The sequence below is a fragment of the Microbacterium sp. MM2322 genome, assembly GCF_964186585.1.
Lineage (GTDB): Bacteria > Actinomycetota > Actinomycetes > Actinomycetales > Microbacteriaceae > Microbacterium.
In genome coordinates this window covers 1,578,532-1,594,393 of sequence record NZ_OZ075067.1, presented here as the reverse complement: position 1 = coordinate 1,594,393, position 15,862 = coordinate 1,578,532, and the positions used below count along the sequence as shown (strand labels likewise).

Annotated in this window: 15 protein-coding genes; 11 read left to right on the top strand and 4 right to left on the bottom strand. The window is 67.5% G+C overall.

Going from position 1 to position 15,862, the window contains the following annotated elements; translation table 11 throughout:
* Positions 1-48 precede the first annotated feature (48 nt).
* Positions 49-948 carry a tyrosine recombinase XerC gene (locus ABQ271_RS07785; RefSeq protein WP_349308218.1) on the top strand — a complete coding sequence of 300 codons (900 nt, stop codon included), beginning with the start codon at positions 49-51 and terminating at the stop codon, positions 946-948.
* 7 nt (positions 949-955) lie between these two features.
* Here ABQ271_RS07785 and ABQ271_RS07780 read toward each other — a convergent pair whose 3' ends face one another.
* Positions 956-1,456, bottom strand: coding sequence for a M23 family metallopeptidase (locus ABQ271_RS07780; RefSeq protein ID WP_349308217.1), 501 nt, complete (start codon positions 1,454-1,456; stop codon positions 956-958).
* A 289-nt stretch (positions 1,457-1,745) separates the two neighbouring features.
* Between ABQ271_RS07780 and rpsB the strand changes: the two genes are divergently transcribed.
* The 8 genes from rpsB (at position 1,746) to ABQ271_RS07740 (ending at position 7,626) form a co-directional block, all read left to right on the top strand.
* The gene (gene rpsB, locus ABQ271_RS07775) at positions 1,746-2,669 is read left to right on the top strand and encodes a 30S ribosomal protein S2 (RefSeq protein WP_349308216.1); all 924 of its coding nucleotides are present in this window, start codon (positions 1,746-1,748) and stop codon (positions 2,667-2,669) included.
* A 78-nt stretch (positions 2,670-2,747) separates the two neighbouring features.
* On the top strand, positions 2,748-3,575 hold the full coding sequence (tsf, locus tag ABQ271_RS07770) for a translation elongation factor Ts (protein ID WP_349308215.1): 828 nt from the start codon (positions 2,748-2,750) through the stop codon (positions 3,573-3,575).
* An 87-nt stretch (positions 3,576-3,662) separates the two neighbouring features.
* On the top strand, positions 3,663-4,382 hold the full coding sequence (gene pyrH, locus ABQ271_RS07765) for a UMP kinase (RefSeq protein ID WP_349308214.1): 720 nt from the start codon (positions 3,663-3,665) through the stop codon (positions 4,380-4,382).
* A 56-nt stretch (positions 4,383-4,438) separates the two neighbouring features.
* Positions 4,439-4,993 (top strand): ribosome recycling factor, encoded by a 555-nt coding sequence (frr, locus tag ABQ271_RS07760; RefSeq protein ID WP_349308213.1) that lies wholly within the window; start codon positions 4,439-4,441, stop codon positions 4,991-4,993.
* Positions 4,994-5,111: 118 nt separating this feature from the next.
* Positions 5,112-6,032: a phosphatidate cytidylyltransferase gene (locus ABQ271_RS07755; RefSeq protein ID WP_349308212.1), complete on the top strand. Its 921-nt coding sequence runs from the start codon at positions 5,112-5,114 to the stop codon at positions 6,030-6,032.
* On the top strand, positions 6,029-6,586 hold the full coding sequence (locus ABQ271_RS07750) for a DivIVA domain-containing protein (RefSeq protein WP_349308211.1): 558 nt from the start codon (positions 6,029-6,031) through the stop codon (positions 6,584-6,586). The genes ABQ271_RS07755 and ABQ271_RS07750 overlap by 4 nt, the downstream gene beginning before the upstream one ends.
* 43 nt (positions 6,587-6,629) lie before the next feature.
* Entirely contained in the window at positions 6,630-7,340 is a 711-nt protein-coding gene (locus tag ABQ271_RS07745; protein WP_349308210.1) for a phage tail tip lysozyme, read from the top strand.
* A 4-nt stretch (positions 7,341-7,344) separates the two neighbouring features.
* The gene (locus tag ABQ271_RS07740) at positions 7,345-7,626 is read left to right on the top strand and encodes a hypothetical protein (protein WP_349308209.1); all 282 of its coding nucleotides are present in this window, start codon (positions 7,345-7,347) and stop codon (positions 7,624-7,626) included.
* Here the strand turns inward: ABQ271_RS07740 and ABQ271_RS07735 are convergent, their stop codons facing one another.
* The gene (locus ABQ271_RS07735) at positions 7,627-8,700 is read right to left on the bottom strand and encodes an AI-2E family transporter (RefSeq protein WP_349308208.1); all 1,074 of its coding nucleotides are present in this window, start codon (positions 8,698-8,700) and stop codon (positions 7,627-7,629) included.
* A 157-nt stretch (positions 8,701-8,857) separates the two neighbouring features.
* Here ABQ271_RS07735 and ABQ271_RS07730 point away from each other — a divergent pair, with 157 nt between their 5' ends.
* Together ABQ271_RS07730 and ABQ271_RS07725 are read left to right on the top strand one after the other, a co-directional pair.
* Positions 8,858-10,636, top strand: a complete 1,779-nt coding sequence (locus ABQ271_RS07730) for a glycosyl transferase (RefSeq protein ID WP_349308207.1) — start codon at positions 8,858-8,860, stop codon at positions 10,634-10,636.
* Complete coding sequence (locus ABQ271_RS07725; protein ID WP_349308206.1) at positions 10,633-11,577, top strand: tetratricopeptide repeat protein; 945 nt, start codon at positions 10,633-10,635, stop codon at positions 11,575-11,577. Before ABQ271_RS07730 ends, ABQ271_RS07725 begins: the two co-directional genes overlap by 4 nt.
* Positions 11,578-11,617: 40 nt before the next feature.
* On the opposite strand, the gene glgB is transcribed toward ABQ271_RS07725, so the two are convergent.
* Entirely contained in the window at positions 11,618-13,753 is a 2,136-nt protein-coding gene (gene glgB, locus ABQ271_RS07720; protein ID WP_349308205.1) for a 1,4-alpha-glucan branching protein GlgB, read from the bottom strand.
* Positions 13,750-15,825 (bottom strand): maltotransferase domain-containing protein, encoded by a 2,076-nt coding sequence (locus ABQ271_RS07715; RefSeq protein ID WP_349308204.1) that lies wholly within the window; start codon positions 15,823-15,825, stop codon positions 13,750-13,752. The genes glgB and ABQ271_RS07715 overlap by 4 nt, the downstream gene beginning before the upstream one ends.
* Between the last annotated feature and the right edge of the window lie 37 nt (positions 15,826-15,862).

Below are 15,862 nucleotides of genomic sequence, written 5' to 3'. Positions count from 1 at the left end.
GACGGCACGCCTCCCGCATCCGCACCACGGGCACGGCATCCTGAAGAGGTGCGTATGTCCGAGGCGGTCGAGCTCTATACCCACCATGCGGAGCGGGTGCGACGCTTGTCGCCGGCGACGGTGCGTGCGTATCGGTCCGACCTCGCCGACCTGACGGCGCTCGTCCACGACCCCCACCTCGACGACGTGGATGTCGAGGACCTCCGGGAGTGGTTGTGGGCAGCGACTCAGCGCGGCATAGCGCGAGCGAGCCTGGCCCGACGCACAGCCTCTGCCCGCGGGTTCTTCGGCTGGGCGACTGCGGAGGGTCTGCGCACGGACGATCCCACGCTCAGGCTGGTGACTCCCAAACGCGGTCGGACGCTACCCACTGTGGCGTCCACGACATCCCTCGAAGGCGTCTTGAACCAGCTCCGTTCCGCGGCCGATGAATCCGGCGATGCGCTCGTCCTCCGCGACGCGGCACTCCTCGAGCTCCTGTACGGCTCGGCACTCCGCGTATCGGAGGCGTGCGGGCTCGACCTCGGTTCTCTCGATCGATCGGCGTCGACCGTCCGTGTTCTCGGCAAGGGCGGCAAGGAACGGGTCGTGCCCTACGGTGCGCCCGCGGGGAAGGCTCTCGACGCCTGGATCATCCGAGGTCGCGGCGCACTCCTGACCGAAACGAGCCTCTCCGCTCTCTTCCTCGGTGCGCGGGGCGGGCGACTCGGCGTCCGCGCTGCGTACGAGATCGTCCGACGAATCGTCGGCCCCGTCGTGGGAGCCGACGCGGTCGGCCCCCACGCGCTCCGACATTCGGCCGCCACGCATCTGCTCGACGGGGGCGCGGATCTGCGCGCCGTGCAAGAACTGCTCGGCCACGCGAGTCTCGGGACGACGCAGATCTACACCCACGTGTCGACGGAGCGGCTGACCGCGGCATACCGACTCGCACACCCCCGTGCGTGAGCCGAGGTCAGCAGCAGGGCAGCAGGATCGCCCGGGGAACTCGACCGAGCAGAAGCAGCGGGTTGACGTACTCCCCATCACGGCGAACCCCGACGTGAAGCGTCCCCGCCGGGGCGTGACCGCCGTGCGACAGTTGCCCGATCCGGTCTCCGGCGGTGACGAGATCGCCCGCTGACACCGTCGGCTCCACGGGTTCGACACTCGTGACCCAGCCGTCGCCATGATCGATGGTCACCACACCGCGGTCGACGACCGTTCCGGCGAAAGCGACGACTCCATCAGCGGGAGCGAGTACGGCGCCGTCGACGGGCCCGATGTCGATCCCGCGATGTCCGGCGGCGTAGTCGTGCTCGGGTGCGTCGAACGTAACGAGCACGCTGGCGCCAGGTACCGGGAGTCGCCACCCCGGCACAGCGGCGTCGGCAGCGCGCACGGCGGCGGGGGCAGCCAACGTCAGAGCGATGAGGACGACGGTGAGGGCGAGGATGTGAGGTCGGAACGGACGCATCCGCTCATCGTGCAGGGCCCGCCGATCCCCGGGATGTCGGGACCGCTGACTCGGGGACGAACGGGACTGACGGCACGCGGGGGAGGAGCCCTCGTTGTTGCTATGCTGGTGGAGCACCTCGCTCGTCGGGGTGACTACGCGTGCCCACAGCGGCTCGACCTGATGTCTTCGGTCGAATCCGCGGCATCCCCACCCATCGGTCTCCTCCGGGAGCGGGTGCGTGCCGGGCACCAGGCTCGCCGTGACCTTCGGTCCGGCGCGATCAACCACACAGAACAGGAGAACGGCCATGGCCGTCGTCACCATTCGCCAGCTGCTCGACAGCGGCGTCCACTTCGGACACCAGACCCGCCGGTGGAACCCGAAGGTCAAGCGCTTCATCCTCACGGAGCGCAGTGGCATCCACATCATCGACCTGCAGCAGTCGCTCGGGTACATCGACAAGGCGTACGAGTACGTCCGCGAGACGGTTGCCCACGGCGGCACCGTCCTGTTCGTCGGTACCAAGAAGCAGGCTCAGGAGATCATCGCCGAGCAGGCGACTCGCGTCGGTCAGCCGTTCGTCAACCAGCGCTGGCTGGGTGGCCTTCTGACCAACTTCTCCACCGTCTCCAAGCGTCTTGCGCGCATGAAGGAGCTCGAGGAGCTCGACTTCGAGAACCCCTCCGAGAGCGGCTTCACGAAGAAGGAGCTGCTGCTGAAGAAGCGCGAGCTCGACAAGCTCCACAAGTCGCTCGGCGGTATCCGCAACCTCACCAAGACCCCCTCGGCCATCTGGATCGTCGACGCCAAGCGCGAGCACCTCGCGGTCAGCGAAGCGCAGAAGCTCGGCATCCCCGTGATCGGCATCCTCGACACGAACGCCGACCCGGACGAGTTCCAGTTCCCGATCCCGGGCAACGACGACGCGATCCGCTCGGTCAGCCTGCTGACCCGCATCATCGCCGACGCCGCCGCCGAGGGTCTCATCCAGCGTCACAACCCGACCGACGAGTCGGCTGAGGCCGAGCCGCTGGCCGACTGGGAGCGCGAGCTCCTCGAGTCCGCTCCCGCCGAGCAGGCCGACGCCCCGGCCGCGGAGGAGTCCGCTCCCGCTGCCGAGACGACCGAGGCTCCGGCCGAGGACGCACCCGAGGCTCCGGCCGAGGACGCGACCGAAGCTACCGCCGAGGACGCGACCGAGGCTCCCGCCGAGGCCAAGTCCGCCGAGTGATCTTCCTGTCAGCGCCCCGCCACCCGCGGGGCGCTGACGCCGGAACACAACACCCCAACTACTGAGGAGCCGCCACCCATGGCAAACTTCACCATCGCCGACATCAAGGCGCTGCGCGAGCAGCTCGGCACGGGAATGGTCGACACGAAGAAGGCGCTCGAAGAGGCCGAGGGCGACCTCGAGAAGGCCGTCGAGATCCTCCGCCTCAAGGGCGCGAAGGGCAACGCGAAGCGTGCCGACCGCTCTACGAGCGAGGGCCTGGTCGCTGCGCGCGAACAGGGCGGCAAGGTGACGATCATCGAGCTGAACACCGAGACCGACTTCGTCGCCAAGAACGACCGCTTCATCGCGCTCTCCGAGCAGGTTCTCGACGCAGCTGCGGCTGCCGGGGCCGATTCGGCTGAGGCCGCTCTGGCCGCCGACGCCGGCGGAAAGACGGTCGCCGACCTCATCTCGGACGAGGCAGCGATCATCGGTGAGAAGGTCGAACTTCGCCGCGTTCGCACTCTCTCGGGCGACGCTTTCCAGGTCTACCTGCACAAGACGAGCAAGGACCTGCCCCCGCAGGTCGGCGTGGTCGTCGCCTACTCGGGTGACGACGCCGAGACCGCTCGCTCCATCGCGCAGCACATCTCGTTCGCCAACCCGACGTACCTCTCCCGCGACGAGGTGCCGGATGCCGATGTCGAGAAGGAACGCGAGATCGTCACTGAGATCTCCCGCAACGAGGGCAAGCCCGAGGCTGCCCTGCCGAAGATCGTCGAGGGCCGCGTGAACGCGTTCTTCAAGCAGGTCGCCCTGCTCGACCAGGACTACGCGAAGGACAACAAGCTGTCCGTCGCGAAGGTCGCGGCCGAAGCCGGGATCACGATCACCGGCTTCGCCCGCTTCAAGGTCGGCGCGTAAGCAGATGGACGAGGGGTTCGCATCGGAAGATGCGAACCCCTTTTCCATGCCGTTCGATAGTCTCCCCCTAGACGAGAGGATCCCCGCGTGATCGATGAGAACACCGGACGCCGTCGCGTCCTTCTGAAACTGTCTGGCGAGGCGTTCGGCGCAGGGCAGCTCGGGGTCAATCCCGACGTTGTCAGCCAGATCGCCCAGGAGATCGCAGCCGCGGTTGACCGCGTCGAGGTCGCCATCGTCGTCGGTGGTGGCAACTTCTTCCGCGGCGCCGAGCTGAGCCAGCGCGGCATGGACCGTGGGCGCGCCGACTATATGGGCATGCTCGGCACCGTCATGAATGCGCTCGCGCTGCAGGACTTCCTCGAGCAGGCGGGAGCCGCCACCCGGGTGCAGTCGGCCATCTCGATGACTCAGGTCGCCGAACCGTACATCCCGCGTCGCGCGGAGCGGCACCTGGAGAAGGGTCGCGTCGTCATCTTCGGTGCCGGTGCCGGACTGCCGTACTTCTCCACCGATACCGTTGCCGCCCAGCGTGCGCTCGAGATCGATGCGGTCGAGGTCCTCGTGGCGAAGAACGGGGTGGACGGGGTCTACACCGCCGACCCCAAGAAGGATGCCACGGCCCAGAAGCTCGACAACATCACCTACCGGGACGCTCTGCAGCGCGGGCTCAAAGTCGTCGACTCGACGGCGTTCAGCCTCTGCATGGACAACGGCATGGACATGCGGGTGTTCGGCATGGAGCCCGCGGGCAATGTGACCCGTGCGCTCCTCGGAGAATCGATCGGCACACTCGTCAGCGTCTGAGTCCGGGGCATCCCGCCGACTAGACTGAACCGGACGTACCGACGAATGGAGAGACCGTGATCGCCGAGATCCTGGCCGACACGAAGACCCGTATGGACCGCGCCGTTGAGGCTGCGAAAGAGGACTTCTCGACCGTCCGCACCGGGCGCGCGAACCCTCAGCTCTTCCAGAAGATCATGGTCGAGTACTACGGCACGCCGACACCGCTGGCGCAGCTGGCATCGTTGAACGCGCTCGAGGCGCGCACCCTCGTCATCACGCCGTACGACAAGACGGCGCTCAAGAGCATCGAGCAGGCGATCCGCGACATGCCGAACCTCGGCGCGAACCCGTCGAATGACGGCAACGTCGTCCGTGTGACGATGCCCGAACTGACGGCTGACCGGCGCAAGGAATACGTCAAGCTCGTCAAGAGCAAGGCGGAGGACGCGAAGGTCCACGTCCGCGGCATCCGACGTAAGTCGAAGGACGAGCTCGACGCGCTCAAGGGCGAGGTGAGCGACGACGACCTCGCACGTGCGGAGAAGGAGCTCGACGCGGTGACCAAGACGCATGTCGATCTGATCGACGAGGCGTTGAAGCGCAAAGAGGCAGAACTCCTCGAGGTCTGAGAGAGCCATGTCCGAAGACGCATCGGGGAGCGCGACCGGACCGGACGTGCCCCCGAGTCGATCCGAACTGCGACGGGGTGGTGACACCCCGGGTGATCCGTCCTCTTTTCAGGCGCACGTGAGAGCCGCCCGCAGTGAGTTCGAGAGCCAGATCGAGCGAGCCAGAAGCGAGTTCGAGGAGGCCAACGAACGCCTCAACGCGCGGTCGGGACGCAACCTCATCGTGGCGACCCTCATCGGGCTCGCGATCGGCGTCGTCGTCCTGGGGTCGCTCCTCTTCTGGAAGTGGGCGTTCATCGCGTTCGCCGTTCCGCTCTGCTTGATGGGTGCGTTCGAGTTCTCCCGCGCGCTGCAGGCCGCGGGGCGTCGGATCGACCTCCCGGCCCAGCTGTCGGCGGGAGTCTTCGTCCTCGCGGCGGCCTTCGTCGGTTACCTCACGCACTGGTTCGTGATCTTCGCCGCCGTGGTCCTCGTCATCGTGTGGCGCCTCGTCGCGCAGATGGCTGCCGGGGACGGTCGTCGCTACGGTGAGGTCGTCAACGATGTTCTCGCGAGCGCCTTGGTGCAGCTTTACGTCGTCTTCCACGGGAGCCTGGCCCTCGTCATCCTCCGCCAGGAGCACGGGGAATTGTGGCTGCTCGCGGTCCTGGCGATCGCCGTCTCCGTCGACACGGGCGCATACGCCAGCGGCGTCGCCCTCGGGCGGCATCCCATGGCTCCGAGGATCAGCCCGAACAAGACCTGGGAGGGTTTCGCGGGTGCGGTCGTCGTGAGTCTCGTCGCTGGAGGACTCCTCGGCGTCCTCATGCTGCAGATCCCGTTGTGGGCAGGGCTCGTGCTCGGCATAGCCATTCTCGTGTCCGCCACGGTGGGTGACCTCGGAGAGTCGCTCATCAAACGCGACCTCGGGATCAAGGACATGAGTTCGTTCCTGCCGGGGCACGGGGGAGTGCTCGACCGCCTCGACTCGATCCTGCCATCGCTTGTGCCCGGTCTCGCCCTGTACATCCTCCTGAACCCATTGAGTGCGCTTTCATGACCGAACTGACTTCGTCCGCTGCTTTTCCCAAGACATCCGGACGCCGAAAAGGCTACGAACCCGGCGTCGTGGACGAATTCCTCTCCGCCGCCCGCACCGCGTTCGAGGCGGAGGACACGAAGCTCCGTTCGGACGACATCCGCGCAGCTGCCTTCCCGCTCGTGCGTGATGGTTACGCGGTCGAGGCGGTCGATGCGGCTCTCGCTCGAATCGAGGACGCCTTCGCGCAGCGGGAGCGGGCAGTGGCGATGTCCCAACGCGGTGCGCGCGCGTGGGTGGGCGCCTCCCGCGGTCTCGCCCAGGAGATTCTCGATCGCCTGTCCCGCCCTGCGCGCCGTCGCTTCCGCCGGGTGTCCTTCTTGCGGTTCGGCTATCGCGTCGACGAGGTCGATCTCGTCGCCGGGCGGATCGCTCGGTACCTCGAGTCCGGGGAGAGCCTGACGATCGAGCAGGTCAGGACGGTGGCCTTCCGGATGCAGCTCCGCGGCTACGACGAAGCCCAGGTGGATGCCGTGCTGGACTCCGTCGTGGACGTCATGCAGTCGGTCGGCTGACCGCGTGGCGACTGCTCATCGGCCCGGATATGATCGGGGAACTGTGACATCCGGCACCGAGATCATCCCGTCGCGAACCGGCGTCGCTCCGCGAACCTCGCAACGGTTCGTCCGCGCCGCCGCTCGGCCGCGCCTGTCTCGACGTCGCGGCGTTCTCGCAGCCTTCTCGGTGCTGTCGACGGCGGGTTTCGTCGCCGCATCCCTCGTGCCCCTCGTGTCCTTCTCCAGCACCGCTCAGGCCACGGAGCTCGATCCGCTCTCGCTGTACGCGTCGACCGTGGCGGATGCCCAGCGCTATCAGGCGGGCGATGCACCCGCCGTCGAGTTGGAACGAGCGAGCGAGTACACCGTCTTCGTGAAACCGACGCCGACGCCGCCGCCGGCGGCGATCGTCGACAAGTCGTCCTCAGGGTCCTCGACAGGATGGCGTCCACCGTTCGTCTCGCCCAATCCCGGCAGCGCGCAGGCCATCGCCTACGACATGGTCACCGCCCGTGGCTGGGGCGACTCGGAATTCGCGTGCTTGGTCGCTCTCTGGAAGAAGGAGTCCGGCTGGCGGGTGAACGCCTACAACGCCTCGAGCGGTGCGTACGGCATCGCGCAGGCCACGCCGGGACGGAAGATGGCTTCCGTGGGCTCGGACTGGGAGACCAACGCTGCCACGCAGATCACCTGGGGCCTCCGCTACATCAAGGGGCGGTACGACACTCCGTGCGGCGCCTGGGGGAAGTCGCAGCGCTCGGGCTGGTACTGAGCCGATGCCCCGATCGAACCGCCGGAAGCCTTCCGGGCCGGACGCGTCGTTCGACCGTCTCCTGGCCGGCTGGAAGCGGTCCGAGCAACGTCGCGGTGTGGAGTGGACCGTCCAACCCGTGTCGTCGGTGCAGGCGCAGAAGGACTACATCTGTCCGGGCTGCGGACGCACGGTCCTCGCCGGAACGGCACACGTCGTGGTGTGGCGCGCAGACGGGGTTCTGGGGGATGCCGCCGACCTCGCCGCTCGCCGGCACTGGCACACCGCCTGCTGGCGCATCGGCTGATCAGAGTTCGTTCTGTCGGGGGATGAGTACCTGGCGGTAGATGATCAGGACGCTCGCGGCGACCGGGATGGCGATGAGTGCGCCAAGGAGACCGAGAAGCGATCCGCCTGCAAGGGCTGCGATGACGACGACGGCGCCGGGAACGGAGACGGCTCGACTCATGATGCGGGGTGAGAGGAAGTACGCCTCCACCTGCATGTAGACGAGGTACCAGATGAGGGCGACGAGCGCCGTGAGCGGCGACGCGAGGCCGAGGCACGCGATCACGATGATCGCAGACCCGGTCAGTGTGCCGACGAGCGGGATCAGCGAGAAGAAGAAGGCGATGACCGCCAGGACCGCCGGAAACGGTGCCTTGATGATCGAGAGGAAGACGGCACTCAGGATGCCGTTGATCGCCCCGAGGACCACTTGGCCCATCACGTAATAGCCCACGGAGGCGGTGATCTGCTCGGACAGGTCGACGAAGCGCTCGCGCTTCGACGCGGGAGCGAGCTGGTACACCGACCGCTTGAGGGAGCGCATGGACGCCGTGAAGTAGATCGTGAGGATCAGCACGATGATCGTCCCGGTGGCGATGGCGACGATGCCGGCACCGAACGACAGCAGACCCGACCCGAGCGATGCGCCGATGTCGTTGAAGTCGAGCCCGTTCCACCAGTCGTTGACGTAATCGAGGACCATGTCGACTTGAAGGAGCGGGAACGTGTCCGACAACCAGCTGCTGACGACGGTGATGGGGTTCCACTGGCCGTCGATGGCGCTGTCGACGAGTCGCTGAGTCTGTTGGACGAGCTTGGCGATCTGGTCGACGAGCACGGGTACGACGATCAGCACGAGCGCGGTCGCGATGGCCACGAGCGCGGCGAAGGTCGCGAGGAGAGCCGCCCAGCGGGGCAGGCCGCGGCGCTCGAAGAACGAGACGACAGGATCGAGTCCGAGCGCGAGGAACAGCGCCGTGCCGATGTAGAGGAGTACCGTCGACAGCGTCTGCACCCCGGTCAGGATGAGGATGCCGACGCCCACGCCGAGGGTGGCGACGAGCGCGGTACGGAACACATGCTGGATCTTCACGACTGCCCTTTCCCAGGTGTCCACTCACCCTAGTTCTGTCATGGCCGGTACACGGGCAGCGACGCCCTCGCACGAGTTTGCCAGCGCCGTTCGCTAGGCTGGAATGTCGAATATCAGCCGCGCACCTCCGACGCCGGCTGGAGGAGGGCGGCGGTTCGTGAGATTCGTGTGGGCGATCATCGCCTTCGTGCTGGCCACCCTGATGATCGGTGCCGGTGTGGCACAGCGCACCATCTTCGAAGCGCCGGCGACGGAGACGGCCAAGATCACCACCGAGGGAACCGCGCCGTACGTCCTGATCGACGGCTCCGTGCTCGCCAGTCACCCCGGCGCGCAGACCCTTCGCATCGACGGTGACGCACAGGTGTTCGCCGCATACGGACGGACCGAGGACGTCACTGCGTGGCTTGCGCCCACGTCTTATGTGCACGTGACCCTGGACGATGAGGGGCTTCCCGTCTCGAAGACCGTTCCGGTGTCGGCTCCGGTCGAGGGCCCTTCGCCGACCGCCGTTCCGGCCGGCTCCGACCTCTGGCTCGACGAGTTCCAGCAGGACCGCTCCCTCGCCACGACGTTGCGACTGCCGGAGGACATGAGCGTCCTCGTCGCATCGGACGGTGCCGCCGCGGCACCCTCCGCCATGAGCGTGACGTGGCCGACCGGAGCGACGACGCCCTGGGCCGGGCCGCTGCTCGCAGGCGGCATCGCGATGGCTGTCGTGGGCCTCGTCCTCTACATCCTCGCGCTTCGCCACGTCCGGCGCTCGCGTGGGCCGCGCCGAAAGGGTCTCCCACTGACGCAGACGCAGCCCATCGACCTCGCCGACGCGGAAGCCGAGAAGGGCGTCATCACGGCAGCTCCGACTCGACGGAGACTGGGTGGTGGACGACGACCGCTCATCGCCATCTCCGCAGTAGTGGTCGGCGGTATCGCGCTCACGGGCTGTTCTCCCGAAGCGTGGCCCGACCTCCAGCCCGGGACGACTCCCTCGCCGACACCGTCGGTGATCGTCCCGGAAGGGCAGGGTGCTCCTGCCGTCACGCGCACTCAAGCCGAGCGCATTCTGACGCGGATCTCGGAGCGGGTCAGCGCCGCCGACAAGGCGAACGACCCGAAAGCTGCAGCCGAACGGCTCACCGGTCCCGCACTCGTCGAGCGGGAGACGAACTACCGGCTCCGGGCGAAACTGACCTCAGAGGACCCGCTTCCCGCGATCCCGTCCGGTGACATGACGGCATTCCTCCCGCAGGCGAAGAACGACTGGCCGCGGATGTTCCTTGCGGTCGTGGAGGATGCAGACGGTGTCGCGACGATGATGACCGTGACCCAGGACAACCCCTGGGCGGAGTACAAGGTCGCGTACATCTCGAGCCTGCGTGCCGACGCGAGCATGAACCTGGCGGCCGACTACGTGGGCGCGGTCGCCGTCGAACCGAACTCGCCCTTCCTCATGATGCCTCCGGAGAACGTGGCCGCCGCCTACGCGGACCTGCTCGACAAGGGGAACAAGAGCGAGTTCGCGGGCATGTTCGATGCGGAGACCGACACCTTCCGGCCGCTCGTCGCGAAGAATCGCGCAACACTCCTCGAGAACTTCAATGAAACAGGCAAGGAGACGGGGCGCGTGTCCTTCCTGGCTGAAGCAGGTGTCTCGGAGCCGCTCTCGCTCGTCACCCTCGACAGCGGCGCGATCGTCGCCGTCACGGTCACCGAGAACGAGACGATCGTGCCCACCGACAACGATGCCGTGATCAAACTCGGTGACAACGTCGTCGTCAAGGCCCTGTCGGGCGTCTCGCAGTCGAGCACAGGGTTCCGCACGCGCTATACAGATCAGCTGTACTTCTTCGTTCCCGCGCAGGGATCCAATGAGAAGATCCAGCTGCTCGCCTCCCGTTCCAACGTTCTCGACGCCAAGGTGGTTGAAAAAGAGTGAGCACCCCTGCCCCCGGAGCCGTCCTGCGCGGCGCCGTCGATCTTTCATCTCTCAAGAACCGGCCGGCGGGTCAGTCCCCGGCTGCAGGGCCGACGCCGCCTGACGGGCAGGCACCGGCATCCCGTCTCGTCTTCGACGTCACGGATGCGGACTTCGGCCAGGTCCTCGAGCTGTCCAAGACCGTGCCGGTGGTCGTCGACCTCTGGGCCGAGTGGTGCGAGCCGTGCAAGCAGCTGAGCCCGATCCTCGAAAAGCTCGTGGCAGAGCTCGGGGGGCGCCTCGTGCTCGCCAAGGTCGACGTCGACGCGAATCCGCAGTTGGCGCAGAGCTTCCGTGCGCAGTCCATCCCGCTGGTCGTCGCTCTCGTGGCCGGACAGCCCGTCCAGCTCTTCACGGGTGCGGTGCCCGAGGCTCAGGTGCGCGAGGTGTTCACGCAGCTGCTGCAGCTCGCCGCACAGCACGGTGTCACGGGGACGATCCCGGTGGATGCCGCGCCGGAGGCCACGGGCGAGGAGCAGGCGCCCGCGCTTCCCCCGCTCCACCAGGCCGCGTTCGACGCCATCGAAGCGGGAGACTACGCTGCGGCGGCGACGGCCTATGAGCAGGCTCTCACGGAGAACCCCCGGGATGAGGACGCCAAGGCAGGACTGGGCCAGGTTCACCTCCTCGCCCGCGTGCAGCACCTCGACCTCGCGGCAGCGCGAGCGGCAGCAGCCTCCGCTCCGCGCGACATCCAGGCCCAGTTCGATGTCGCCGACCTCGACCTCGCCGGCGGGCACGTCGATGACGCGTTCGCGCGTCTGCTCGACCTCTTCGCCGACCTGCCCAGCGACGACCGCGCGCCGGTGCGGGAACGACTGCTCGAACTCTTCGCTGTCGTCGGGGACGCCGACGCGCGCGTCATCCGCGCGCGCGGTCGTCTCGCCAGTCTGCTGTTCTGACGTGGATCGGGTCCGGGTGCTGCCCGGACCCGATCTCAGTTCAGCCCTGGTGTCGGAGCCAGAGGACGCCGAGCGGGGGGAGTGCGACGCGCGCGGTGCCGTCGGCATCCGTCGTCACGCCACCGAGGTTGCCCACGCCGGATCCGCCGAACTCCTGCGCGTCGGAGTTGAGGACCTCAGCCCACGTGCCGACCTCGGGCATCGCGAACTCCACGTCATGGCGCGGCGAGCCGGCGAAGTTGCACAGCACGACGACGGTCCCACCGTCGTTGTCGCGACGCGCGAAACCGAGGACGTTGCTGTCGGGGGAGTGCGGCCACACGCGCGAGAAGGCCGCGCCGTCGCTGTCCCGAGACCACAGGGGAGCCTCGGCGCGGTAGGTGTGGTTGAGCGCTGAGACGAAGTGCTGCAGCTGCTGGTGGGCCGGTTGATCCAGCATCCACCAGTCGAGGCCGCGACCCTCGGACCACTCGGACATCTGCCCGAACTCCTGCCCCATGAAGAGCAGCTGCTTGCCGGGGTGGCCCCACATGTAGGCGAGGAAGGCGCGCATGTTGGCCAGCTGCTGCCAGTGATCGCCCGGCATGCGGGTGAACAGCGATCCCTTGCCGTGCACGACCTCGTCGTGGCTGATCGGCAGGACGAAGTTCTCGCTGAACGCGTAGACGAACGAGAACGACAGCTCACCTTCGTGGTGGGCGCGGTAGAGCGGATCGCGGCCCATGTAGACGAGCGAGTCGTTCATCCACCCCATGTTCCACTTGAACCCGAAGCCGAGACCGCCCTGGCTAGTGGGCGCCGTCACGCCGGGGAAGCTCGTCGACTCCTCGGCGATCATCGCGATGCCCGGGTAACGCTTGTACGCGGTGGCGTTCACTTCCTGCAGGAACCGCATCGCCTCGAGGTTCTCGCGGCCGCCGTGGATGTTCGGCTCCCACTCGCCCTCTTCGCGGGAGTAGTCGAGGTAGAGCATCGATGCAACGGCGTCGACGCGGAGACCGTCGACGTGGAACTCCTCGAACCAGTACAGCGCGTTCGCGACGAGGAAGTTCCGAACCTCGTTGCGGCCGTAGTCGAAGATGTACGTGCCCCAGTCGCGGTGCTCTCCGCGCCGCGGATCCGGGTGTTCGTAGAGGGGAGCCCCGTCAAAACGGGCCAGCGCGAAGGCATCCTTGGGGAAGTGTCCCGGAACCCAGTCCATGATCACGCCGATGCCGGCCTGGTGGAGGCGATCGATCAGGTAGCGGAGCTCGTCGGGAGTCCCGAATCGGCTCGTGGGGGCGTAGTAGCCCGTGACCTGGTAGCCCCACGACCCGCCGAACGGGTGCTCGGCGAGCGGCAGGAACTCGATGTGCGTGAAGCCCTGCTCGCCGACGTACGCGACGAGCTCGTCAGCCGCATCGCGGTAGCCGAGTCCGGGCCGCCACGAGCCGAGGTGCAACTCGTACGTGGACATCGGCTTGTCGTGCAGCGACCCCGTCGATCGAGCCGCGATCCACTCGTCGTCGGACCACGTGTACTCGCTCTCCGTGACGACGGATGCCGTCGCCGGCGGCACCTCGGCGCGCCGTGCCATCGGATCGGCCTTCATGATCCACTGGCCGTCCGCGGTCAGGATCTCGAACTTGTACGCCGAACCCGCGCCGATTCCCGGGACGAACAGCTCCCAGACACCGCTGGACCCGAGCGAGCGCATCGCGTGCTGGGCGCCGTCCCAGCCGTTCAGGTCACCGACGACGCGAACCGCGCGGGCATTGGGCGCCCAGACCGCGAAGGAGACCCCGGTCAGCGCGTCGTAGCGACGGACATGGGCACCGAGGACGTTCCAGAGTTCTTCGTGTCGCCCCTCACGGATGAGGTGCAGGTCGACCTCGCCGAGGGTGGGGAGGTGACGGTACGGGTCGTCGATCCGATACTCGGGCGCGCCCTCGTAGGTCGCGACGATGTCGTATGCGGTCGGCTGCGCCTCGGCAACGCCCTCCCACACGCCCGCACGGAGGTGCGCGAGTTCCACGCGCGTGCCGTCGGAAAGAACGGCGGTCACCGTCTGGGCGAAGGGACGCCGGGCACGGATGACCCAGTCGTCTCCGTCGCGGTGGGGGCCGAGCACGTCGTGCGGCGCGTGGTACGCACCGGCACCGACGGCATCCAGGATCGATTCGTCAGGACGGGTCATGAGCGTGCCTTCACGTGGAGGATGTGGACGGGTTCGGCGAACGCGTCGAGTCGGACGTAGTTGTGTTCATTCCAGGTCCAGCGAGCGCCGGTGAGGAGATCCTCGACGTCGTAGTCGTGCCCGCGGGGGAGACCCCAGAGCTCGGAGTCGACGTGCACCGTCGTCTCACGGGCCGAGTGCGGGTCGACGTTGACGACCACGATGATCGTGTCGGATTCGCCGGTGGGCGTGAGGGCTCCGGGCAGGTGCTTGACGTAGGCGAGGATCGCATCGTCGTCGGTGCCCTGGAGGTGGAGACCGCGCAGCTGACGGAGGGCGGGATGCGCGCGACGGATCTCGTTGAGGCGTCGCAAGAACGGTGCGAGCGAGTCGCCGGCGGCCTCGGCTGCCGCCCAGTCGCGGATCTTGTACTCGTACTTCTCGTTGTCGATGTTCTCCTCGGAGCCCGGTCGGGCCACGTTCTCGTACAACTCGTAGCCTGCGTAGACGCCGTAGCTACCGCCCGCGGTCGCCGCCAACGCGGCACGGATGCGGTACGCCGAGCGACCGCCAAACTGCAGGTACTCCGTGAGGATGTCCGGCGTGTTCACGAACAGGTTCGGCCGCATGAAGTCGGCGGTCTCGTCCGAGATGGAGGCAAAGAACTCCTCGAGTTCCTCTTTCGTGTTCCGCCACGTGAAGTAGGAGTAGCTCTGCTGGAAGCCGCTCTGTGCGAGTGCCCGCATCGGCATCGGACGCGTGAACGCCTCCGCCAGGAAGACGACATCGGGATGTTCGGCATTCACCGTCCGGATGAGCCACTCCCAGAACTGGAGGGGCTTCGTGTGCGGGTTGTCGACCCGGAAGATGGTGACGCCCTGACGGATCCAGTGACGGACCACCCGGAGGACCTCCGCACGGATGCCGTCCGGGTCGTTGTCGAAGTTGACGGGATAGATGTCCTGATACTTCTTCGGCGGGTTCTCCGCGAAGGCGATCGAGCCGTCCGGGAGCGTCGTGAACCACTCCGGGTGCTCGGTCACCCACGGGTGATCGGGCGCGGCCTGCAGGGCGAGATCGAGCGCGACCTCGAGACCCTGAGCCTGTGCCGCCGCGACGAAGAACCGGAAGTCGTCGAGCGTGCCGAGGTCCGGATGGACGGCGTCGTGTCCGCCCGCCGCGGAGCCGATCGCCCACGGTGAGCCGGGGTCGCCGGGCGCGGCGTCGAGGGTGTTGTTCGGTCCCTTGCGGTTGACTTCGCCGATCGGGTGGATCGGGGGCAGATACAGCACGTCGAACCCCATGCCGGCGACGGCAGGAAGGCGTTCAGCCGCCGTGCGGAACGTCCCGCTGCGGACGCTCCCGTCCGGCATCCGTACCGCTCCTTCGGAACGCGGGAAGAACTCGTACCAGGCGCCCACTCCGGCCCGCTCCCGTTCGACCACGAGGACGTTGTCTTCGTGGACGGTGTGCAGTGAGATCGCGGGACGGTCGGCGAAGAAGCGCGCGATACCCGGATCACGGACGACGATGAGCGCCGCCGCGTCGTCCACGGTGTCGTCGCGGAGCGCCCGGGCGGCCGCCATCAGAGCGGTCCGTTCGTCGGAGGGCCGGGTCTTCTCGGCCGCAGCGCGATCGAACAGGCGTGCACCCGTTTCGCGCATCAGGATGGGGTCGACTCCCGCGGCGATCTTCACATCGGCGGCGTGACGCCACGTCGCGTAGTCGTCGCCGAAGGTCTCGAAGCGGAACTTCCACGTGCCCTGCTCCAGCGGTGCGACCTGCACCTGCCAGGTGTCGAACCCGTCGTCGAGCGGGTGGAGCCGGTGAAGGGTCGCGGTTCCGGAAGGAGAAGTAAGCCGGACGTGCACGCCGATGCTGTCGTGCCCTTCGCGGAAGGCGGCGACCGTGAACGGCACTGCTTCGCCGACGAAAGCCGTCGGCGCGAACCGGCCGCCGGGGACACTGGGGCGATGAGAGGCGATCGGGATGCGGCCATTGCGGATGCCGGCATCCCTTCGTGTCGCCTTCGCCGGGCGGAGGGGGATCTCTGCGGAGCTGCGGACGGAAGCGGGGGAGATCTGTGAGGCCACGTTCCGAACCTACCGTTGCCGGGCGAACCCGGAAACG